The sequence below is a fragment of the Halorussus aquaticus genome (genome assembly GCF_024218795.1).
GTDB lineage: Archaea > Halobacteriota > Halobacteria > Halobacteriales > Haladaptataceae > Halorussus > Halorussus aquaticus.
The window spans coordinates 2,683,782-2,704,849 of the sequence record NZ_CP100400.1 but is presented as its reverse complement, the minus strand read 5'-3'; the positions used below and the strand labels follow the sequence as shown (position 1 = coordinate 2,704,849).

Sequence of the window (21,068 nt, the reverse complement as noted above, 5' to 3'; positions counted from 1 at the left end):
TTCTGTCGTCCTTTTTACACTATGGGCCGACTGTTCACCGGAGCGCCATCACCAGCAGGACCGTCCCCGCGACGGACGCGAGCAGCGCGACGGAGAGACCGCCGAACTCCGCGCCGGAACCCGGTCCCGTGGGAACGACGCGCGCCAGTCCGCCCGCCGCGATTGCGGCGACTCCGCCGAGCGAGAGCGCCGCGAGCACGTGGAGGAGTTCGACCCGACGGGTCTCGGCGCGTCGGCCCACCTCCGCGCCCAGTTTCGTTGCGAACGACCCGGCGTCCCAGGCCACCAGCGCGAGGACCGACCCGCCGAGGACGACCCACAGCGGCGCGTCGAGCGTCCCCGCGAACGCCGCGGCGAGGAACAGGCCGCCCCCGGCGAGCGCGGGACCCGCCGCGCGGTCCGAGACGAACCCCAGCACGAACGACACCGAGAGCGCGAAAATCACGGTCGCCGCGAGCACCAGCACGCCCGCGGTCAGGCCGAGGACGACCGTCTCCGGGCCGTAGAACGCCACGACGTTCTCCGAGAGATTCCCGAACTGCTCGGAGAGGGGCGGTTCGAGTCGCCCGACGACGAACCCGACGAGCGCGTCGAGGACCGGTCGGTGGACCGCGCGGACGCCCGCGACGACGGCCAGTCCCGCCGCGAAGGGCGCGTAGCCGACCAGCAGGTCCTGCGCCGAGGTCCGCGAAGACCGCCGCACGAGCGCCGCGACTACTGCGAGCGTTCCCGAGACGAGCGCGACCCACCAGAGCAGGGTGCGAAGCCCCGGCGCGGCGGTGAGACCCGCGAGCAGGTCGTAGACCGCTCCGGGGAGTGCGTCCCGAAGCATCTCGGCGGGGAGTGCGACCTCGGCGAGGAACGCGGGCGGGACCGCCATCGCGGTGACGGCCGCGAACCGCCCGAGGTTCCGCCGTAACTCGGCCAGCGCGTCTGCGACCCGCACGTCGCCGACCGACGCCTCTCCGGCGAGTTCTCGCGTCGGAAGTCCACGGAGCGCTCGAAAGCTGGCGTAACTCGCGGCCGCGAGCAGGAGCGCGAAGGCGAGCACGTGGAGTCGGCCCGGTTCGGGCGCGAGCAGCCAGTCGGTCGCCGTCGAGACCAGTCCGCCGAGCGCGCCCGCGACACCGAGTTCGAGGTTCGTGACCAGCGCGTGGCCCGCGAGCGCGAGGAAGAATCCGACCGGGAGAACCGCGACGCGGGTGACGACGCCGAGACACCGCGACACCGAGCGGAACGTGGCAACCTCGCGGGCCGACGCGGCCGCGCCGAACGCGCCGACCGTACAGCCCCAGAGAACCGCCATCGCGCCGACGATGCGGAGCATCTCGCCCGAGACTCTGGTCGGCGACGGCGCGGGGAACGACGCCGCGACGGCCACCAGCGACTCGTAGCCGACCCCGACAGCGACGCCCGCTCCCGCCGGAACGAGCAGGAGACTCGCGGCGAACGTCGCGGGTGCGCGCCACCGTTCGAACGTCAACAGCCAGAGCGCCGCCGCGAGACAGACTGCGCCGGTCACCGCGACGGCCGCCCCTTTCGCGACGCCCGCCGCACTGCTCAGGGCCGCCGCTCCGCCCGCGGTGCCGAGTATCGCCACGGCGGTACTCGCGCGGGTCGGTGCCCAGTCGGTTCGGGAGCGGTCGCGTTCGGCGTCTGCGTGTTCGTCCATCATGGTCGGAGCAGTGTCTGCAGCGAGCGTTCCAGCGCGATGCCCAGCGGGTCGTCCACGTCCCAGTCGATAGTCGCCCCACCGGCCGTCCGGAGGTCCCAGAGCCGAATCGCGCGCCGCGTTCCGGCGACCGCTCGGCCGGACGACCCGACCTCGGACGCGCCAGCGAGCGACCCGCCGTCGGAGGATTCACGGTCGAGCGAGTCCCCGGCGAGCGACCCGCCGCCGGTCACGTCGGGACTCAGCACCGCGAGTTCGTGGCCCCGCGCCGCGAGCGACCGGGCCAGCGACTCCGGCCAGTCGTCCAGCACGGGCGAGACCAGCACGACCTGTGCGTCGGCGGGGAGTCGGGCGAGCAGTCGCCGAATCGTGGCGTCCTCGGGAGCCCCGCCGTCGGCAGTCGCGGTCTCCGGAGCGTCGGTCCCGAGCGGGGACTGCGACGCGGTTCCGGTCTCGCCGCCCGACCCGGTTCCGTCGGTCGGAACGTCGTCCGGCGCGTCGCGGTCGGCCGCGCGGCCCGCCGCCTCGAAGACGAGTCGAGCGCTCGCCCCCTCCTCGTCGGAGGCCGCCCACGGCAGGTCGTCGGCCGGGAGTCCGCCCGGCAGGTCCCCGTCGTCGAGACCCACGGTAGTGACGCTGGTGGCGACGTTGGCCGCGGTCAGCGCGTCGTAGAGGCGCTCGCCCGCGTAGTTACAGAGCGCCGCGCCGTTGGGGTAGCCCGCGCTCGGCGTCGTCCGGGCGACGGGCCGGGCGTCCACCACGACGACGGTCCGGGACGCCCGCTCCTCGCGGAACTGGACCGTGGTGAGTTCGCCCGACTTGGCCAACCGCCGCCAATCGACGCGGCTCATCGGGTCGCCCGGCCGGTACTCGCGGACGGAGTGGAACTCCAGTCCCTCGCCGCCGGAGTCGGTCGTGTGGGTCCCGACTCGGCGGGGCGAGGCCCGACCGAACTCAGGGTCCGAGACCGACCGCGAACACGAGAGGGTGGTCTCGCCCGCGGCCGAAATCTCGGTGGTCGCGCGGTCGGTGGCGCTGGCGGTCCGGACCCGGACCGCCGGGTCGCCGAACTCGTGGTCGCCGCGCTTGGCGACGACCGAGTACGAGAGGGTCGCCGCCTCGCCGGGTCGGAGCGCGACCGCGGCCCGGGGCGACCCCGAGACGACCGCCAACTCGTCGGGGACGCCGTCCACGACCCGCACGTCGGCGAGCGTCGAGTCGCCCGCGTTCTCGACGCGCAGGGTGACTTCAACCGCCGCGCCCGGCGGCGGACTCTCGGGGTCGAAGGTGCGCTCGATACGGGGTTCGGTCGCTCCGGACAGCGACGAGAGCGCGCCGAAGGCCACGTACGCCAGCGGGACGACCGCCGCCGCGAACAGTCTCGGTTGGGCGTACAGCAGGCCCAGCGTCGTCAGGAGGAGGGTCCCGGCGAGCGCGCCGCGGAAGCGCGCCACTCGCTCGCGGTTCACTGCGACTCACCCCCGTCGCCGCCAGCGTCGCGTTCGCTATCGGTTCGGTCACCGTCGTCGCGTTCGTTCTCGGGTTCCTCCTCTCGGTCGAAGACGCGACCCACCGCGTCGATGGTTCGCTCGACGCGCCGCCGTCGCTCGGCGGCGGGGTCGAGCCACGCCCGGAGTCTGGCCGGGAGCGAGAATCGGGGACCGGACTCGTCGGCGAGGAACGCCGCGGCGATTGGGTCGTCGGTCCACGCGCCGGTCTCGACCGCCCGGCGCGCTCGCTCGGGCGTGCGGTCGGCGGCGCGGGCGTGTGCGCCCGCGGCGGTCTCGGCGAGCGTGGTCCTGACTGCGCGCAGCGCCCGGTCGTCGCCGTCGCAGGCCGCCGCGACCCGCCGGTCGAACGCCTCGCCGGTCCGCGCCCGGTCGGTCGCGCTCACCGACTCGGGTCGGGCACCGACCCCCTCGAATCTGGCCGACGCGGAGTCCGTCGCCGGGCGCTCGGCGGTCCCGCCCCGGGCCGCCCACGCGGCGTAGGCCCCGACGACCGACCCGAGGACGAGCAGGAGTCGCTCCGGACGCCGGGATTCGAGGACCCCGACCGCCGCCGAGAGGGGGTCCGCGAGACCCGGGGCGACGACCACCGCGGCCGCCGCGAGCGTCAGGAGCGCGCCGAGACCGCCGAGGGCGCGAGCACGCATCAGTCGTCACCTCCCGCGGCGTCGGGCGCTCCGGGCGAGTCGGCGGAATCGCGTGCCTCCGCGGAGTCGGCCGCCTCGGTAGAGTCCGGCGATTCAGACGCGTCCGCGGCGTCGGGCGTATCGTCCTCGGGACGGGCCGCGCGCTCGATGGCCCCGATGGCCTGTTCGACCTCCGGGAGTCGGTCGTCGGGCGAGCGCGCGCCGTACTCCACGTCCCGGAAGGCGTCCCGGAGCGTGACGACCGGCCCGGGCGGCAGGCCGTCCTCGCCGACCGCGTGGTCGGCGAGTTCGGCGGGCGTCGAGACCGCGGGCCGCCGGACCGAGACGGTCCGAACGAACGTCTCCCACGCCTCGCGGAGGGTCCGGTAGGAGTCGGGGTCGCGCTCGTCCGACGGTGATTCATCCGCGTTCGCCGGGGGGTCGTCTGCGAGCGCGCCCAGCGAGACCGACTCGCTGGCCGCCGTCGCGCGCTCGCGGAGCCACGCCCGGAGGCGCGCGAGGAGTTCGCCGACCGTGGTCTCGCCCGCCCGGAGTTCCCGGAGCGCGTCGAGAACCGTCTCGACCGCCCGCGAGAGGCGGTCGGCCGCGCCGAACAGCGCCGCGACGACGAGACCGGGAATCGCTCGAAGGGCCGCGAGCAAGGCCGCGCCGAGTCGCCGCGGGGTCAGGCCCCGGCGAGCGGCCGCGTAACCCAGACCGCCGAGGACGAGCGCGGCCCCGCCGAGGACGCCCGCGAGGTTGCGGTAGAGGTCCGAGACGGTCGTCTGACGGGTCTGCCCGCGTGCCGAGACGACTACCGCGGCGCTTCCGCGGAACGGGAGCGACGCGGTGGCCGTGCCGTTGATGTCGGTGACGCGGGCGGTATCGCCGACCCGGACGCTGGCGTTCGAGAGGGGGTCGCCGCCGTAGGTCGCCGTGACCTCGACGGGAGTTCCGGGGAGCGCGAGCGGGAGCGCCGGGTCAGCCGAGAGTTCGAGGCGCGGAATCGAGAGGGTCCGCTCGCCGGAGACCGACCCGCGGGAGACGCCGAGGGTGACGTTACCGGGCGCGTCCGGAAGTCGGACGCGAACGCGACCGTTTCGGTCCGTGGTGCCGACCGACTCCCCGTCGAGGGTGACGGTCGCGTTCCGGACCGGCACGTCGCGGACCGTCGCGGTCACGACGACCTCGTTGCCGGTGGCCACGTCGCCCGAGACCGTGAGCGTGGCGTTGGTCGCCAGCGCGTACTCGGTCCCGTTGCCGTCGCTCCCGTTGCCGGGCGAGAGCGCGCCGGGCGCGAACTCGTCGGGGACGAGCGCGTCCGGCGGTCCCCCGTTCAGCGACATCGGCGCGTCGAAGTTCGCCGGGGGAGCGGCCACCGCCGCGGCGGAGTCGCCGTACGTGTTTCCGACGAATATCCGGAGTTGCTCCGCGTAGGGGACCCGTGCGGTCACGGTCCCCTGCTCGTCGGTGATGCCGACGCGCTCGCCGTTGAACCAGACGGGGACGCCGGTGACGACGCTCGCGTTCTTCCGGACCGTGACTTCGACGGTCGCGCCGGGCACCGCCGTTCGATTGAGTCCGACGCGGTACCCGCCGCTCGACCGGGCGGTGTCCGAGGACTCGGTCGTGGTCGTCTCGGAGGGGTCGCGGGTGCTCTCGCGGGTCCGTTCGGTCGTCTCGCCCGGTTGCGCGGTAGCCGTCTCCGACCCGGAGTCGCTCGCGGTACTCGACTCCTCGTCACCGCTTCCGGCGGTCGTAGGGGTCCCCGACTCCGGCGGCGTCGCGGTGCCGGAGTCGCTCGGTGGTCGGGCGGTCGAGGTGGTGCTACTGCCGCCGTCTCGACCGGTCGCGTCGGCCGACCGGTTCGGCGAGAACCGCTCGCCGGGACTGCCCGACTCGGTGGGCGAGTAGTCGCGGGCCTGCGAATCGGTCTGGTTCCGGAACGCCTGCTGTTCGGACTGCAGGCGGGCGCTCCCCGGCGTCGGGTCGAACCGGACCCACCCGACGTCCGGGAAGTAGGCCTCGACCCACGCGTGGGCGTTCATCGCCCGGACCTTGTAGGCGTTCGACCCTATCGACTGGCCGGTGGAGTAGCCCACGACGTACCGCGCGGGGACGCCTTGTGACCGCAGCATCGCGGTCATCGACGTGGCGAAGTACTCGCAATAGCCCTTCTCCATGTCGAAGACGAACTGCGACGCCACGTCTTCCCCGGTTGGTTGTGAGACGTTCAGCGAGTAGGTCTTGTTCGACTCCAGCCACGACTCGATTCGCGCGGCCGTCTCGTAAGGGTTGTCGGCGTCGGCGGTCAGGCGGGTGGTGAACCGGCCCAACCGAGGGTCGGTGTCCTCGGGGAGCGCGGTGTACCGGCGCTCGATTTCGGCGGGGTAGTCCCGGCCCGCCGTCTTCAGCACCGCGGGGTCGCGCGCCGGGAGGTGGCTGACGCCGGAGTAGGTCGTCCCGGCGGAAACCGGGTCGGCGGCGACGAACCCGCGCTGGTCGGTGACGTAGAGGGAGTCCGAACCGGTCCCGGACACCGAGTTGGCGCGCCAGACGCTGGGCAGCGCGGTGGCCGACTGCCGCAGGGTGACGCGGTACTGGACCTCGCGGCCACGAATCCCCTCGCCCCTCATCGGGCCGGTGTACGGTTGCCGGTCGCCGGACCGCTCCCACCCCGACCCGGTGTAGGTGTCGTACGCGCCGGTCCGCCAGTACGACGGCACCGAACTCCGGACCGTGAAGTGGGTCTCGGCGTTCTGGGACCGGAAGGCGCTCTGATTACTAGCGAGCGACCCGCCGACGGAGGTACTGTCGCCGGGGTTGAGCGCGCCGAGACCGCCGCCGCTACCCAGACCGCCGCCCCCGGACTGGCCGTACGGGTTGATGCCCGGTTGGGGGACCGCGGACCCGAGCGGCGTCTGGCCCAGTCCGGCCCCCGAGACGCCGGGGACGACGAGGCCCGCGAGGACCACGGCGAGCGCGCACGCGAGCGCCAGCGCGGCGCGGAGTCGGTCGCGCGACTGTTCGTCGTCCGGCAACAGCGGTGACGGCTTGTCGGGCATGGGAGTCGTGTGAGGGTTGTCAGCATCGGTCCGCGGACACGAACTGGCCGGACTGCACGTCGCCGTCGCGGACGCGGACCGAGAGTCTGGATGCAACGTGGGCGGAGATAGGTAAAAAGACTGGTGGAACTCAGAAGTGTTGACACGGACCATTGATTCTGGCAGACAGTAGTAGAAAACTTATCACGACCGAGCGACGGGTCTCTGTCGATGTCCGACTGGACCCGCCGCCAAGTCCTCGCGACCCTCGGCACCGCTGCGGTCGGCGTCGGCGGCTACTGGTGGTTCGAAGGGGACCACTGCATCGACCGGCGCGAACCGCACTGGACCGTCGAGGGCCGCCGCTGGTCGCCGCCAGCGACCGACGGGTATTCGCTCTACGTCTCGGAGAGCCACGGCCTGACCAGTAGCGACCGCGTATCACGAGTCGCGTCGCTGAAACAGCACGACGGAGCGCCGAATTGGGTGTTCACGGTGACCGGAGGCGGTGCCGGAGTCCCGCTAGTCGCCGACGGGAGCGTCTACGTCGGGACCGGCGCGGACTACGTCTACGCGCTCGACGAGCGGACCGGCCACGTCGAGTGGCGCTACGACGCCGGTGGCCGGGAGACCTACGGCGGCGGTGCGTGGGGCAGACCCGCGAAGGCGAATGGTCTCGTAGTCGTCGGAGTCTCCCACTCCGGTGACTCGCAGGCCGACTCGACAGACGACGGGTTCACCCACCGAGTCGTCGCGCTCGACGCCGACACCGGCGAAGAGGTCTGGGCCGGAAACGTGGACGCGATGGTCTGGACCGGGCCGGTCGTGGTCGGCGACACCGCGGTCGCGGCGACCGAGGCCGGGGGCGTCTACGGGTTCGCAGTCGGCGACGGAAGCCGACGCTGGCGGACCGCGGTCGGCGAGAAAATCTGGGACCCCATCTTCGGGAGCGCCAGCGCAGTCCACGTCGCCAGCAGTGACGGGGCGGTTGCGGCAATCGACCCCGAGTCCGGAGCGAAGCGGTGGACCGCCTCCGTTTCGGGTGAGAGAAACGGCGAGAAGGAGCGGAAGATACGGGCCACCGAGCGCGACGACGAGACCTTCTTCGTCGGCACCGACTGGGGACGAGTAATCGCCTTCCCGCGCTCCGGCGGTCCGGAGGACTGGCGGTTCGAGGGCGAAGCGGCGATAGCCGACGTCTCGTCGGACGGGTCGCTGGCCTACGTCCTCGACCAGCGCGGATACGTCAGCGTCCTCGACGCCGCGTCCGGCGAGCGTCGTGACCAGTTCCGCGTCGCCGAGAAATCGTGGGAGGACAGATGCGGGTGGAATCCGAAGTACGAGCGCGCGACCGGACTGGTCGCGGGCGAGAACTCGCTCGCCGTGACCGGACCGTGGGTCGGCCAATTCCCGCGCCACAGACGGTGATGGACGCGTTCCGGGGTTCGGGCGGGCACGGGGTCCGGAAACCGGTCGCTGGTCGTCACCGTCGCCGCTGTTCGGTAACTGCGAACACGGTTAAGGCGGTCAGCGTCCTTCGAACGAGTGAACATGGCGGGGACACGGCAATCACCGGACCGACGGACGGGGGACCGAGCGCGCGCGGGCGACCGGCGGGTTCTGGAATCGACCGCACTGCGGTTCGCCGGGCGACCGGGCGCGCCGCACGGCATCGTGCGCCACGTCGGGCGGGAGTCAGGGGAACGCCGCGACACGCCCGTCCTGACGGGGAGGGTCGGCGACCAGTTCGTACTCGCCCTGCGGTCGGGGACCGACGCGGAGTGGTACCAGAACGTCCGGGCGGCCGACGAGTGCGTCGTCGTCCACGACGGCCGGGCCTATCGGGCCGAGTCGCCGCGACTGGTGGACCCGGCCGCGGTCCCGGAGGCGTTTCCCGCCGGGGTGAACCGACTGCTGTCCCGGAGCGGTCCACGGCAGTACCTCCGGATGGACCGCGGCGCGGAGGTCCCGGCGGAGTATCGGGAGGTGACGAGGCGGTATCCGGCGCGGCCTGCGGTCGCGGGGCTAGCGGGTGCGGTGCTACTGGCCGCGGTCCTGTGGCGGGCCGTGAACCGGAGGGACTGAGCGCGTCGGAGGACCGAGTGTGTCGGAGGTCTGAACGCGTCGAGTGGTCGTCGTAGCGAGTTCTATCCGGCGTCGTGGCGGGGTAACTCCACGACGAACGCCGCGCCGCCCGCGTCGCTGTCCTCGACCCAGACGTCCCCGCCGTAGTTCTCGACCAGCGTCTCGGTCAGGTGGAGGCCTCCGCCGTGACTGCTCTCCGGGCGAGGTTCGAATATCTCGGCCTTGCGCGAGTCGGCGACGCCGGGGCCGTCGTCGGCCACGCGGAGTCGGACCGAATCGCCGCGGTTCGTGACGGTGAGTTCGACCTGCGGGTCGTCGGCGTCGATGTGTCGGGCGTCAGTGCGTTCTGCGTCGGAACGTCCGGCGTCGCCGTCTGCGGCGGCGGCCCGACCGCTCGCGGCACCGTGTTCCGCCGCGTTCTCCACGAGGTTGTTCACGACCGACTGGACCGCCTCGTTGGCGGTCACGGGCGCCTGTTCGGGCAGGTCGGTCGAGACCGTGACGTCGAACTTCTCGCCGACCCGTCCGGCGGACTCGGCGACGACGGCCGCGAGGTCGATTCGAACGAAGTCGTCGTCCTCCGCCACCGTCTCGGCTATCGCGCCCGCGTTCTCGACGAGTTCGGTCACCTCGTCGGCCTGCTCGCGGATGGTGGTCGCGGAGTCGGCCACCGATTCGGCGTCGGTCTGGCTCTCGACGAGGTCGGCGTGGGCGACGATGGCGCTCACGTAGTTCCTGACGTCGTGGCGAAAGAGGTCGTTGACGAACCGGAGCGTCGTCGTCGCACGCTCCGCTTGCCGGGCGTTCGCCCGGTTTCTGGCGTTGTAGTAGCCTGCGACGAGCCCCGCGACCGCGCCAGCGTCGGCCGCGAGCAGAAGTTGGAACGTCGGTTCGGAGACGACCCGACCTTCGAGTTGGCGGACGAGGATGCCAGCCCCGGTCGTCCCGACGAGGACCGTGATGCCGAGCAGACACCACGTCACGACCCGCCACCGGTGCTCGGGCGCGAGTCGGGAGTCGGCCAATCGGTAGCCGCCGTAGGTGACTCCCAGCGACAGCACTCCGTCGAGCGTGAGCGCCAGCAACGGACCGTTCAGGCGGTCGATTCTGCCGATTTCGGTCGCGTGGTGCGCCACGGACGCCGCGAGCAGTGCCGCGCCGATTCCGACGACCGCCACCGAGGAAGAAACCGTGGCTGACTGACGCACCATGGCGTTGGATTTCGGGGAGAGTTCTATTAGTTTTGGGAGCCGGTCGCGGACCGCGTCGAGACCGTCGCTCGCAGTTCGACACCGAAGCGGTCCTTCGCGGTTCCGCGTCGAGGTGGAGAGAGCGGACGCGGCGGCGGCCTCAGCGGGCGTCGTCGGCCGGGTCGGCCCGTACGCGCTCGCCCTCGGCAGTCTCGGGGAACATCTTGCCCGGGTTGAGGGTGTCGCGAGGGTCGAACGCCCGCTTGAGGCGGCGCATCGCTTCGACCGACTCGGGACCGTGTTCGGTCTCGAGGAACTCGCGCTTGCCGAGACCGATGCCGTGTTCGCCCGTCGCGGTGCCGCCGAGGTCGATGGCCTTCTCGACGGTGGCCTCGTACACCGACGCGGCGGCCGCGAGTTGCGCGTCGTCGTCCTCGTCCACCAGCACCGAGAAGTGGAGGTTGCCGTCGCCCGCGTGCCCGAAGCAGGGGACCAGCAGGTCGCGTTCGTCGGCGAGGCGCTTGACGAATCTGACCATCTCGGGGTAGTCGCTGATGGGCACGGTCACGTCGCCGGGGTGGAGCGCGCTCAGGTCGGGGTCCCAGACGCGGGCCGCGTAGGCGAGTTCCTTGCGGGCCTGCCAGAGGTCGGCCATCTCGGCCTCGTCGTCGGCAACGTCGAACCGCTGCACGCCGTGGGCTTCGAAGACGGTCTCGCAGAACGCTATCTCTCGTTCGACGCCGTGGTCGGCGTGGAATTCGAGGAAGACGGTGGGCACGTCCGGCAGGTCGGTGCCGGTGTAGTCGTTGGCCATCCGGGCAGAGTCGGCGTCTACGAGTTCGATGGTCGCCACGTCCACGCCCGAGCGCACGGCGTCGAAGACGGCCTCGGTAGCGTCGTCGAGCGACGGGAAGAGGGCGCGCCCGCCCCGAATCTGCTCGGGCCTGCCCGCGAGTTCGAGAGTCGCGCGGGTGACGACCCCGAGGGTGCCCTCGCTCCCGACCAGCAGGTCCGCGAGGTTGTAACCGCTGGAGGTCTTGACCGCCTTGCTCCCGGCCGTGATTACCGACCCGTCCGCGAGGACCGCCTCCAGTTCCAGCACCCAGTCGCCGACCTCGCCGTACTTGACGGTCTTCATCCCGGAGGCGTCGTTGGCTATCATCCCGCCGACCGTCGAGATGTCGCCCGAGGAGGGCAAGGGCGGGAAGAACAGACCGCGGTCGGCCACCGCCTCGTCCACCGCGGTGCCGTAGACGCCGGGTTCCACGTCTATCTGGAAGTCGTCGGGCCGCACGTCCAGCACGCCATCCATCCGCGAGAGGTCGAGGCTCACGCCGCGGTGGGCGGGCACGGCGTTGCCCTCCAGACTCGTCCCGGCGGCGTAGGGGGTGACCGGGACCCGGCGCTCGTTCGCGGCCGCGAGGACGGCCGACACGTCGGCGGTCGATTCGGGCCAGACCACGGCGTCGGGCGTGACGCCCTCGCCGCGTTCCTCGGCACCGAAGTCGGCGGCGTGGCTCTCGCGTACCGAGTCGCCGAACGACGCCTCGCCCGTCAGGTCGAGTTCCGTGAGGAACGAACAATCGTGAGTCATACGTTACCGTGGACCTATGACGGCTTAAACGTTGGAGTGGGCGCGAGTAGCGGCGACCGTGACGATTTATAATCGGCCCAACTGAATCCGGTACCATGTCCGACTCCGACGACGGCCGACGCCGGGCGGCCGACTCGTCCACGACCGGGGAGAGCGACGAGGTGGCCGTAGAGCGCCTGCCGCCGGACGAGGCCTTCGAACTCCTCGCTCACGAGACCCGTTTCCGCATCCTCGAAACGCTGAACGAGACCGACGGTTCGCTCGCCTTCTCCGAACTGCGCGAGCGAGTCGGCGTGGACGACCCCGGACAGTTCAACTACCACCTCGGGAAACTCACCGACCGGTTCGTCACGAGCAGTGACGAGGGATACGAACTCGCCGCCCCCGGGTGGCGGGTGGTCGGTGCGGTACTCTCCGGCGGCTACACGAAGGCACTGGACGCAGACCCCATCGAGACGGACGTTCCGTGCCTGTCGTGCGAGAGCGGGATGGAACTCCGGTTTCGAGGAGAGAAGGTCCAAATCCAGTGCCCCGAGTGCGACGAGACGTACACGAACATTCCGATACCGGCTGGCATATTCGAGGGCGTTTCCCCCGACGAGGCTCCCGGGGTCGTCGATAGCTGGTTGAAGCGACTCCACTCGACGGCCAACTACGGGTTCTGTCCGAACTGCGACGGCAAACTCGACCAGACAGTGCTCCTCCCAGGCGACGAGGACGTCCCCGAAGACTGGGAGACGGACGACGAGGCCATCGTCAGCTACACGTGTACTCGCTGCGGGTTCAGTTGGTACAGTTCCTTCCCCTTCCCCGCCGTCCTCCATCCCGCCGTGGTTGGGGTCTACCACGACCACGGTATCGACATGCGCGAGACGCCGTTCTGGAATCTCGACGGCTTGCAAGCCGACTCGGCGACGGTCACGAGTAGTGCCCCCCTTCGGGTCGAGGTGACGACGACCGTCGGCGAGCAGCGTATCTGCTTCACCTTCGACGAGGATATGAACGTGGTCGAGGAACGCCGAGATTGACGGCCGACTCGTGGAACCGCGTTTCTGTAACTCGGTCCGTGGAGATGCTCGTCGTACCACTTCTCCGCGACAGCATCCACAAAGCTCATGCCAATGCTGTGACGAGTCTCGGCCATGCCCTTCGAAGAAAACTCTGCCCCCGCGAACGACGACGACGGCTGTCCGAAGTGCGGTCACACCGAAACCGACGTGGGGACCATCTCCACGACCGGCGGCGGTCTCTCGAAGATGTTCGACATCCAGACCAACCAGTTTCAGGTCGTCTCGTGCCTGAACTGCGGCTACTCGGAACTCTACCGCGACACCGGGTCGGCCGGGAGCGATATCGTGGACGTGTTCCTCGGCTGAGGCTCCCGAACACAGCACTATCCTCAAACTCCACGATGGCTGCAATCGGAATTTTCGTCCTGTTCGTGCTGCTTAGCGTCGGCGGTGGCCTGCTGCTGTGGAGCGCGGTCGATTCGGAGAAGCGCGACCGGCAGGTCATGGACCGCGAGTCCGCGGAGAAGGCGGCGCGGCGCGACACCAGCGAGGACGAGGACGAGCGCCGCGGCTTCTGATTTCCGGACGGATTACCTCGTCAGTCGCCGCCAGCGGTGTCCGTACCGCCACAGACGACCGCCGACTGTCCCTCGACCGCAGTCGGTTCGCCGTCGAGTCGGTACTGGACCGTGTAGGCCGCGCTCCCGCCAGAGGCGTGGAGGACCGCGATTTGGGCCGTCCGCTGGTCGCCGCGACAGTAGTCGGCGTCGGCACCGAACGCGAACGGCGCGTAGGTCGTCTCGAACGGTGCCACCTCGCCCGGCGACACGACGAGGTCGGTTCTGGACGGCGAGAGCGGTCGGTTCCGTCCGACGCCGACGACGCCGGGACCGAGGTCGAACGACGACTCGTCGAACGAGTCGCTCTGGACGTTCACGGTGGGATTCGGAACGTCGCCGTAGATTCCGACGAACCGGACGAGCAGGGGGGCGTCGCCCTGATTCTCGACCTCGAACCGAGCGCGGCCGTCTCGGAGGACTTCGACGTTTTTCGCCTTTCCGTGGACCATCTCCGGTATCCACCGACGGACCCACCCATTCCGCGTCTCGGCCTTCACGTGGAGCGAGCGACCGACGTACGTCTCTGGCCGGTCCGGGAACACGACCGGGAAGCGCGCCGTTCTCGGCGGTCGTTCGACTGCTTCGAACTCCTCGTCGGTGGACGAATCGAAGAGGACGGCGTTCCGGACCTCGACGTGGTCGCGGAACGCGACCACGAGTTCCGTCCCGTAGAATCGGTGGTCCTCGAACACGTCCTCCGGCGACGGTCCGTCGGCGACGAAGGGGAGCGATTCGGTGCAACCGGCCGTCAGCAGAGCGCCCCCGGTTGCGAGAGCGCGGAGGAAGGGGCGGCGGTTCACGGACGCGAATAGTTCCGCTCGTGATACGTATCTTCGCTCGCCCGAACACTTTCTTCAGTCCCCCCCGTACGACTGCCGGAGGACGAACGGTCCGATTGCGAGCGTGTGCTTGGCGACGACGACGATTCGCAGGATGTAGGTCAGGAACAGCAGGAACGGCACGAGCGTGACGGTGAACGCCGCGCCGACGACCCACGTGATGTTCGGCACGCCCAGCGTGACCCCCGGAAACGTGGGCGCTCCGACGAACGCGAGCATCGCACCGGCAACGACGAGCGCCGGGACCGCGGCGTAGAGGATGTACCGCGACAGGTCCACGAGTTCCCACTGGAAGTACAGCGTCTTTATCTGCTCGCGCGCCGGTCCGAACATGGTCAGGGCAGTCTCCAGTCGGTGGAACGCCTCGCGCTCCTCGTCGTCGAGGGAGTCGCCGAACGTGTCGGTGAATCGCTCGACTTGGTAAATCTTCCACGCGTAGTTGTAGTCGAGTATCGCGTCCAACACGGCGAAGGTGCCGAACTGCTCCCCGTCGAGTTCGTCCAGCACCACGTCCGCGTTGGCCCGTAGGCTGTCGAGGAACTCGCCGACTTGCCGACGAAGTTCGTCGTTCCCGTTGTCGGCGATGCACTCTTCGAGCGCGTCGGCCCGGCGCACGTTGGCTTCGAGGAGTTGGGCGAGGAATCCCGCCGGTTCGGCTTCGGGGGCGGTCTCGAACAGTTCGGTCGCGTAGGTCCGGAAGTCCATCGCGTCGCTCATCCGCTGGCGCTGGTCGCCCAGCGGTCCGTTCTCCTGCGAGATGACGAGTTGGCTGATGGTGACGACCAGCGTCGTCCCGGTGATGACGGTGCCGATCATGGTCGAGAACATGGTCTCGATGGTGTCGGCCGAGCGAATCGCCACCTGCAGCGACGGGACGACGAGCGTGCTGATTCCGACGAACGTGGCGAAGACGGCCGCGGCGAGGAGTCCTGTAACGACGAACCGGTTCCCGCCGAGCAGGAACCAACTGTAGAACCGACCCAGACCGACGCGTTCGCGCAGCGTGTTGGCCGTCCGTATCTCGTCGCCGTCCGTCTCAGTCATCGTCCTCGGCGTCGTCGGCTTCTGCGTCGCCGGTCTCGGCCACTCCCTCCGCTGGCCGCCTGAGGACGAGGAACTTGGTCCCGCCGCCGACGTATTCGATGGTCGCGTCGAGTTCCCACCCGTCGGCCGCGGCCTCGTTCAGCGCGGTGGTCGGGTCGCGGGCCTCCTTCTTCGAGGGTTCGCGCGGTGGCTTGACGACCCGATACTCCCATCGCGGAGCCGCGTCGGGACACATTTGTCCGGACCGACGGGACAGAAGGGGCTAAACGTGATGGCCCTCGAAAGAGGGCAGCGCGGCCGAGTTGGGCCACGATGTGGAGGGCACGGGAAACGACGACCGGACTCCGGGTCCGTGGATGGTAGACGCCGTGTCCACGACTTCGTACACCTACTTCGGGACGACCGGCGTCTCCCCCGATAGCTGACGCCGCGAGGCGGATGAAAAAGGCGGGCGGCGACGACAACCTCAGTTGGTCCGGAGGTTGCTCGCGTTCTTCCGGTTGAGGTGTTCGATGAAGACGATGCATATCGAGACGAGTCCTGCGAGTGCCGGGAGAGAGATGGGAGTCGCTTCTGAACCCGGCGATAGACTCGCGTCCACGCCTGCGACGAGGTACAACGAGACGATACTGAGGGAGAGGAGGAACAGAACTACGACGAGAGCCACTTTCTTCGTCGGGACGCTTCCGCTGTTCCCCCGGCGCGTTCTCGATACGGCCCGCAGTTCGAAGGCCGTCACTCCAAGCCCGGCGAGCGCGACGAGAACCGAGACCGTGTTCAGAATAGCTGTTATCGAGCTAACCATGTATGAGGGGTTACGGATTTGCCGAACTAAAAAATAAGTTTTTGGTGGATTACTCGTCCACGCAGAGGTTACAGTCGATCTCGCTGGCGTATTTCGTGATAAGAGCGCTGGCACACGAGATGCATGCACCGCTCGCGGGGTTCATAGTCGCGGCACAACTGGCACACGCGCCGATCACACCGCCGTAGGCTCCGACGTTCTTCAGCACGCAGTCCCAATTAACGACCTTTCCCGTCCCACAAGGGTGGTGCTGGGTCGTCACATCGTCGTCTGACCTGCTGAGTGCCCCTTGTTCTATCGTGGAACTGTCGACGGTTACTGTCTCGGCGGTGTCGGACAGCGTGTACAGGTCGTGTTCCCAGTCACCGGATTCGAGTCGCTTCACGGACCGCCCGACGGGAGTGGACTCGTCCAGACTTACCCACGTAATGTACGCTTCGCGGTCGTCCCCTGTCTCGAACGGGATGTTTACCGACGTATACTCGGTGTCTTCGTCCGGAACCGTCGTCTTCTTCGGAGCGGCGTCACCGACTCGTGGCTTCCATCCCTTCTCGGTGGTGAATGTCCGCTTGAGCGCCTTGACAACCGGGTCCGACAGCGCGTCCCCGATGACTCGCTTCGCTGCGTTGTCTTCGAGGGGGACGACGTCAACGGGACTCCCAGTCGCCGCGACAGGTGACGAGAGTTTGCCTAGACCGGCAGCGACGGCCCCGCCAGTTCCGAGCATCTTGAGGGTCTTTCTGCGTGATACGTCAGTACGCGACTTGTTCAGATTTTCTTTATCTTCCATCGCATCGGAATAATCACATCCAGATAGTTTTAATATTTCTAACTTTAAAATATATAATTAAAGATAGAAAACGGCTTAACTGAGGCCGTTCGTCGCCACCAGTCGGCGAAGCCCCGCGAACGCCGCCAGCGAGACGACCAGATAGGCGACCACCGAGAGGTGGGTCACCTCGGTCGGACTCCCGATTGCGAGTTTCGCCACGGTGTTGGCGGGCGACTCGGTGAGGAGGTAGGTCGCGCTGAACACCACCATCACGCCCATCGAGAAGAGGAACTGCGCCTGCTTGCGCTCACGGAAGGCCAGCGCCGCGGCCGCGCCCATCGTGACCACGCCGACGGAGAACCCGGTCACGAGCAGCAGAATCTCGACGGGGTTGGCGATGCTCGTCCCCCGGAGCGACAGGAGCGCCAGCCACGCCCCCGCCTGCACCGGCGCGAGGCTTCCCATCGCCAGTAGCTTCCCGTCCACGATGTCGGTCGCGGTCAGGGGCGTCACCCGCAGCAGTTCCAGCGTGCCGCGGTCGTACTCCTCGGCGATGGCGTCCACGGCGATGCTCCCGCTGATGAACACCGGCAGGAACGTGAGCAGGGGAACGAGCACCGTGTAGGTGAACCCGAAGTAGGGACTCGACGACGAGTCGGGCGGCAACTCGACCGGTTGGCGGGTGAGCCGGGAACTGAGTCGCGCTCGCTCGTGGCGCTCGAACGCCTCCAGCACGCTCTTTATCTGGGTCACCACGAGCGTCGTCCGGACGTTGCCGTCCGGCGCGACCGCGCTAACGTGCGCCCGACCGTCGGCCAAGCGTTCGACCCTGAGGACGGCGTGAATCGCCCCCCTATCGAAGTCCCGCATCGCCGCCGACTCGTCGCCGTACTCCACGGCCCGCCAGCCGTCGCGCTCCTCGATGACCGGCGCGAGGTCGTCGCTCGCCTCGCCCGTGACGCCGAACTCCACGACGAACTGGTTCGACACCGACCCGGGGTCGTACAGCGAGACCAGTCCGACCGCGAGGAACGACGAGAACGCCGCGACGAACAACTGGATGAGGATGGCCAGCACGATGGTCTTCTCGCTCCGGAGCGACGCGAGTTCGCGCCGAGCGACCGTCAGGCGCTTACCCAAGGTAACTCACCACCGTTAGGTTGTAGACGGCGTGAACCAGCGTCGCCACCGCCAGCGTCCCGAGGTACCAGTTCCGGTCGCGCGTCGCGCCCGCGGCGGTAATCGTCGCCGTCACCGTGTGGAGCGCGAGCGGCGTGACGAACAGGGCGACCAGCACCAGCGGCGTGGCCTCGATGCCGAGACCCGTCACGGTGCCGAACGCCGCCTTCCCGAGTTCGAGGTTGGGCAGACCGACGAGTTGGGCTACCGCGGTCGCCTTCTCGCCGAGGAAGAAGCCCAGTCCCGAGAGGAACCCGAGCGTCGCGGCCGACCGCAGGGTCCGCTCGAACCGCGAGTGGGCGAACCCGGCGTAGACGTGGACGCTCTTGGCGACCTCCTCGACGCCCGCGATGGCGACCAGCAGGACGGGCATCGAAATCGACCCCGGGAGCGCGAACAGCAGGGCGACGACGAGCAGTTCGCCGACGAAGACGAACGGAATCGAGAGCGCGCTCAACTTCGCGACCGAGCGCCGCCCGAAAATCTGGCTGTCGAGCGCGTCGAGGAACTTCAGCGGGACCGACCGCTGGGTGAACATGTCCTCCTCGCGGTAGACGCCCGCGCCGAGCGCGAAGAGGACGCCCGACGAGAGGAACAGCGGCCCGGTCGAGAAGGCGTACTCGCCGAGCGAGAACGCGGCCCCCCGGAGCGCCTTCACCACGAGGGTCAGCGGCGAGATGGCCGCGATGGGGTGGACGTTGGTGAAGATGGCCGGGACGAACGCGTAGGAGGTCAGGAACACCGAGAGCGTGACCGTGACGAAGGTGAGTTCCTTGAACGACCGGGCGAACATCCCGCCGACGAACGACGCCGAGAGGAACAGGAGCGCGATGGGAACCACCGCGGAGACAGACTTGGCCGCGGTCGCGGCGACTGCCAGCGCGCCGTCCGAAGCGGGGGTCAGCACCGCGATGCCGACCGCCGTGACGGACGCGATGGCGACCATCCCGACGAAGTACGGCAGGGTCTTGCCCGCGATGATGTCGCCCCGCGAGACCGGCGACACCAGCAGGAGTTCGCCGCGCTCGTTGACGCGTTCGTCCAGAATCGTGGAGGCGTACGCCTGAATCACGAAGTTCATCGGGAGGACGAACGCGAACGCCAGCACCAGCGACTCGAAGGGGAACGGCGGCGCGATGTCCGACGGGGTTCCCCCCGCGGCGTTTCCGCCGAACAGCGACCCGCCGCCACCGCCGACCGAGGGTGCCTGCACGGGACCGCCGCTGCCGGAGTCCGACGAGTCGGGTCCGGAGCCACCGCCACTTCCGTCACCGCCGCTTTCGCCACTGCCGAGGCGCTTCTCGCCCTCGCGGGTCGTTCGGCCCGCGGCCGACTCACCGCTCCCGGCCGCGCGCAGGCCGGTCTGCTCCACGTAGCTGACCGATACCGAGACGGGGAAGGCGGCGGCCCTGTCGGGGTCGTCGGCCAGCAGGCGGTCGTTGTACCGCGTGACCGACTTACGGAACTCGGCGAGCGCGGCCTTCCCCTTCGGGGTGGCGTCGGCCCGAACCTGGCCGGGGTCGCACCGCGGGGTGGTCTCGGTGCAGAAGAACAGGTCCGAGCCCTCGTCTCTGGGTTCGACCGCGACGAACGTCGAATCGTTCTGGACCGGGGCGTAGTACGGACTGTCCTGCGAGACCCCGACGCGGTAGATGCCGTCGTCGAGGGTGACGCCCTCGCTGGCGACCATCGGCGTGAGCGCGCCGACCGCGAGCAGGACGACGGCCGCGACGGCGACGGTCCGGCGGTCGAGTTGGCCCGCGTTCTTCGAGACCTCCCACCGGGCGATGCGGAGGGTCTTGCGGAGGTTCACGGTCGGCCCTCCACGTCGGGGGACTCCGCGGCCAGTTCGAGGAAGATGTCTTCGAGGCTCGGGGTCTCGGTCTGGATGTCGGCGACCTCTCCGCCCGCGGCCTCGGCGCGTTCGCGGGTCTCCTCGACCGCCTCCATGCTCTCGACCGTGCGGCAGTAGCGGCCGTTCTCCTTCACCGCGCCCGCGACTTCGACCGTGGTGTAGACGCGGTACTCGGTCCGGCCGTGTTCCTCGCGGATGGTCTCGACGCTCCCGCGCGCGACGATTCGCCCGTCGTTCATCACGGCCACCCGGTCGCAGATGCTCTCGACGTGGAACAGGTTGTGGGCGCTGAAGACGACAGTCTTGCCCGACTCCGCGAGGTCGCGGGTGAACTCGATGATGTAGTTGGTCGTCAGCGGGTCGAGTCCGCTCGCGGGTTCGTCGTAGATGAGTACGTCGGGGTCGTTGACCAGCGAGCGCGCGATGGCGACCTTCCGGGTCATCCCCTTGGACATGTCGCCGATTTTCCGCTCGCGGTGTTGCAGGTCGAGGCGGTCTAACGTGTCGTGGATGCGCTCGCGGGCCACCTCTTCCGGCACGTCGTAGAGGTCGGCGAAGAACTCGAGGTAGGAGACCGCGGTCATGTCCTCGTACAGCGGCGACTCCTCCGGGAGGAAGCCGAGGTGCTTCCGCATCTCGGGGTCCTCGGCGTCGAACCCCGCGACGCGGGCGGTCCCGGAGGTCGGTTCGACCAACCCCGCGAGCATCTTGAGCGTCGTGGTCTTGCCCGCGCCGTTGGGACCGACGACGCCGAACACTTCGCCCTCGGGGACCGAGAAACTGCTCCCCTCGACGGCGGTGAACCCGCCGTACTCCTTCCGCAGATTTTCGACTTCTATCATCGGGATACTGAGGAGTGTTCACTGGAGGGACTTGATTTTGTGGTTGGCGGCGGAGAATCGACGGTCGGGCGGTAATCCACAACAGTCGTGCGTCAGGTGTCAGAACTTCGACCACGGAACTGACAGAGCGAATCTCGTGGCGGAAAGTCGTCGTCAGGTCGCTCGTACTGGCGACGCTCGTCGTCGGGAGTCTTCTCGGGTACGCGCCGGAGGCCATCCTCCTCGCCTCGTTCGCGTACGCCGTCGCGGAAGCAGTCCGTCCGCGGTCGCTGTCGAAGCGGGACACCGAATCGTTCGCCGAACTGGCCGCCTCGTCCGGAGCGGCCCCCCGGAGCGGACTCCTCTGGTCGCTCCTCGCGCTGGCAGTGTTGTACGACCTGTTA

General features: G+C 69.2%; 19 protein-coding genes. 5 read left to right on the top strand and 14 right to left on the bottom strand.

Annotated features, from left to right (window positions below):
• Positions 1–34: 34 nt before the first annotated feature.
• The 4 genes from NGM06_RS13905 to NGM06_RS13890 are packed head-to-tail and all read right to left on the bottom strand — an operon-like array spanning position 35 to position 6,871.
• Positions 35–1,675, bottom strand: coding sequence for a DUF7519 family protein (locus NGM06_RS13905; protein ID WP_254267539.1), 1,641 nt, complete (start codon positions 1,673–1,675; stop codon positions 35–37).
• On the bottom strand, positions 1,672–3,141 hold the full coding sequence (locus NGM06_RS13900) for a DUF58 domain-containing protein (protein WP_254267538.1): 1,470 nt from the start codon (positions 3,139–3,141) through the stop codon (positions 1,672–1,674). The genes NGM06_RS13905 and NGM06_RS13900 overlap by 4 nt, the downstream gene beginning before the upstream one ends.
• Positions 3,138–3,827: a DUF7269 family protein gene (locus NGM06_RS13895; RefSeq protein ID WP_254267537.1), complete on the bottom strand. Its 690-nt coding sequence runs from the start codon at positions 3,825–3,827 to the stop codon at positions 3,138–3,140. Before NGM06_RS13895 ends, NGM06_RS13900 begins: the two co-directional genes overlap by 4 nt.
• A complete protein-coding gene (locus tag NGM06_RS13890; protein WP_254267536.1) occupies positions 3,827–6,871 on the bottom strand; it encodes a transglutaminase TgpA family protein in 3,045 nt (1,014 codons plus the stop codon). The genes NGM06_RS13895 and NGM06_RS13890 overlap by 1 nt, the downstream gene beginning before the upstream one ends.
• Before the next feature lie 210 nt (positions 6,872–7,081).
• Between NGM06_RS13890 and NGM06_RS13885 the strand changes: the two genes are divergently transcribed.
• Both NGM06_RS13885 and NGM06_RS13880 read left to right on the top strand, forming a co-directional pair.
• Complete coding sequence (locus NGM06_RS13885) at positions 7,082–8,278, top strand: outer membrane protein assembly factor BamB family protein (protein WP_254267535.1); 1,197 nt, start codon at positions 7,082–7,084, stop codon at positions 8,276–8,278.
• A gap of 123 nt (positions 8,279–8,401) precedes the next feature.
• Positions 8,402–8,935 carry a nitroreductase family deazaflavin-dependent oxidoreductase gene (locus NGM06_RS13880; protein ID WP_254267534.1) on the top strand — a complete coding sequence of 178 codons (534 nt, stop codon included), beginning with the start codon at positions 8,402–8,404 and terminating at the stop codon, positions 8,933–8,935.
• Between the two features lie 62 nt (positions 8,936–8,997).
• Here the strand turns inward: NGM06_RS13880 and NGM06_RS13875 are convergent, their stop codons facing one another.
• Both NGM06_RS13875 and NGM06_RS13870 read right to left on the bottom strand, forming a co-directional pair.
• On the bottom strand, positions 8,998–10,146 hold the full coding sequence (locus tag NGM06_RS13875; protein WP_254267533.1) for an ATP-binding protein: 1,149 nt from the start codon (positions 10,144–10,146) through the stop codon (positions 8,998–9,000).
• Positions 10,147–10,285: 139 nt separating this feature from the next.
• Positions 10,286–11,719: an FAD-binding oxidoreductase gene (locus NGM06_RS13870; RefSeq protein WP_254267532.1), complete on the bottom strand. Its 1,434-nt coding sequence runs from the start codon at positions 11,717–11,719 to the stop codon at positions 10,286–10,288.
• A 95-nt stretch (positions 11,720–11,814) separates the two neighbouring features.
• Here NGM06_RS13870 and NGM06_RS13865 point away from each other — a divergent pair, with 95 nt between their 5' ends.
• The 3 genes from NGM06_RS13865 to NGM06_RS13855 all read left to right on the top strand — a co-directional run bounded on the left by NGM06_RS13865 (position 11,815) and on the right by NGM06_RS13855 (position 13,307).
• A complete protein-coding gene (locus NGM06_RS13865) occupies positions 11,815–12,747 on the top strand; it encodes a winged helix-turn-helix domain-containing protein (protein WP_254267531.1) in 933 nt (310 codons plus the stop codon).
• Between the two features lie 114 nt (positions 12,748–12,861).
• Positions 12,862–13,095, top strand: coding sequence for a zinc ribbon domain-containing protein (locus tag NGM06_RS13860; protein WP_254267530.1), 234 nt, complete (start codon positions 12,862–12,864; stop codon positions 13,093–13,095).
• 35 nt (positions 13,096–13,130) lie between these two features.
• Positions 13,131–13,307, top strand: a complete 177-nt coding sequence (locus NGM06_RS13855; RefSeq protein ID WP_254267529.1) for a DUF8143 family protein — start codon at positions 13,131–13,133, stop codon at positions 13,305–13,307.
• 20 nt (positions 13,308–13,327) lie between these two features.
• On the opposite strand, the gene NGM06_RS13850 is transcribed toward NGM06_RS13855, so the two are convergent.
• From NGM06_RS13850 to NGM06_RS13815, 8 genes are all read right to left on the bottom strand, one after another.
• Positions 13,328–14,149 carry a hypothetical protein gene (locus NGM06_RS13850; RefSeq protein WP_254267528.1) on the bottom strand — a complete coding sequence of 274 codons (822 nt, stop codon included), beginning with the start codon at positions 14,147–14,149 and terminating at the stop codon, positions 13,328–13,330.
• A 54-nt stretch (positions 14,150–14,203) separates the two neighbouring features.
• Positions 14,204–15,232 (bottom strand): DUF7972 family membrane protein, encoded by a 1,029-nt coding sequence (locus NGM06_RS13845; protein ID WP_254267527.1) that lies wholly within the window; start codon positions 15,230–15,232, stop codon positions 14,204–14,206.
• Positions 15,225–15,467: a DUF4177 domain-containing protein gene (locus NGM06_RS13840; protein WP_254267526.1), complete on the bottom strand. Its 243-nt coding sequence runs from the start codon at positions 15,465–15,467 to the stop codon at positions 15,225–15,227. The genes NGM06_RS13845 and NGM06_RS13840 overlap by 8 nt, the downstream gene beginning before the upstream one ends.
• Positions 15,468–15,698: 231 nt before the next feature.
• A complete protein-coding gene (locus NGM06_RS13835; protein ID WP_254267525.1) occupies positions 15,699–16,037 on the bottom strand; it encodes a hypothetical protein in 339 nt (112 codons plus the stop codon).
• Positions 16,038–16,086: 49 nt separating this feature from the next.
• Positions 16,087–16,827: a hypothetical protein gene (locus NGM06_RS13830; RefSeq protein ID WP_254267524.1), complete on the bottom strand. Its 741-nt coding sequence runs from the start codon at positions 16,825–16,827 to the stop codon at positions 16,087–16,089.
• A 75-nt stretch (positions 16,828–16,902) separates the two neighbouring features.
• Positions 16,903–17,949: an ABC transporter permease gene (locus NGM06_RS13825; RefSeq protein ID WP_254267523.1), complete on the bottom strand. Its 1,047-nt coding sequence runs from the start codon at positions 17,947–17,949 to the stop codon at positions 16,903–16,905.
• Positions 17,942–19,801, bottom strand: a complete 1,860-nt coding sequence (locus tag NGM06_RS13820) for an ABC transporter permease (protein ID WP_254267522.1) — start codon at positions 19,799–19,801, stop codon at positions 17,942–17,944. Before NGM06_RS13820 ends, NGM06_RS13825 begins: the two co-directional genes overlap by 8 nt.
• Positions 19,798–20,685 carry an ABC transporter ATP-binding protein gene (locus NGM06_RS13815; RefSeq protein ID WP_254267521.1) on the bottom strand — a complete coding sequence of 296 codons (888 nt, stop codon included), beginning with the start codon at positions 20,683–20,685 and terminating at the stop codon, positions 19,798–19,800. Before NGM06_RS13815 ends, NGM06_RS13820 begins: the two co-directional genes overlap by 4 nt.
• Between the last annotated feature and the right edge of the window lie 383 nt (positions 20,686–21,068).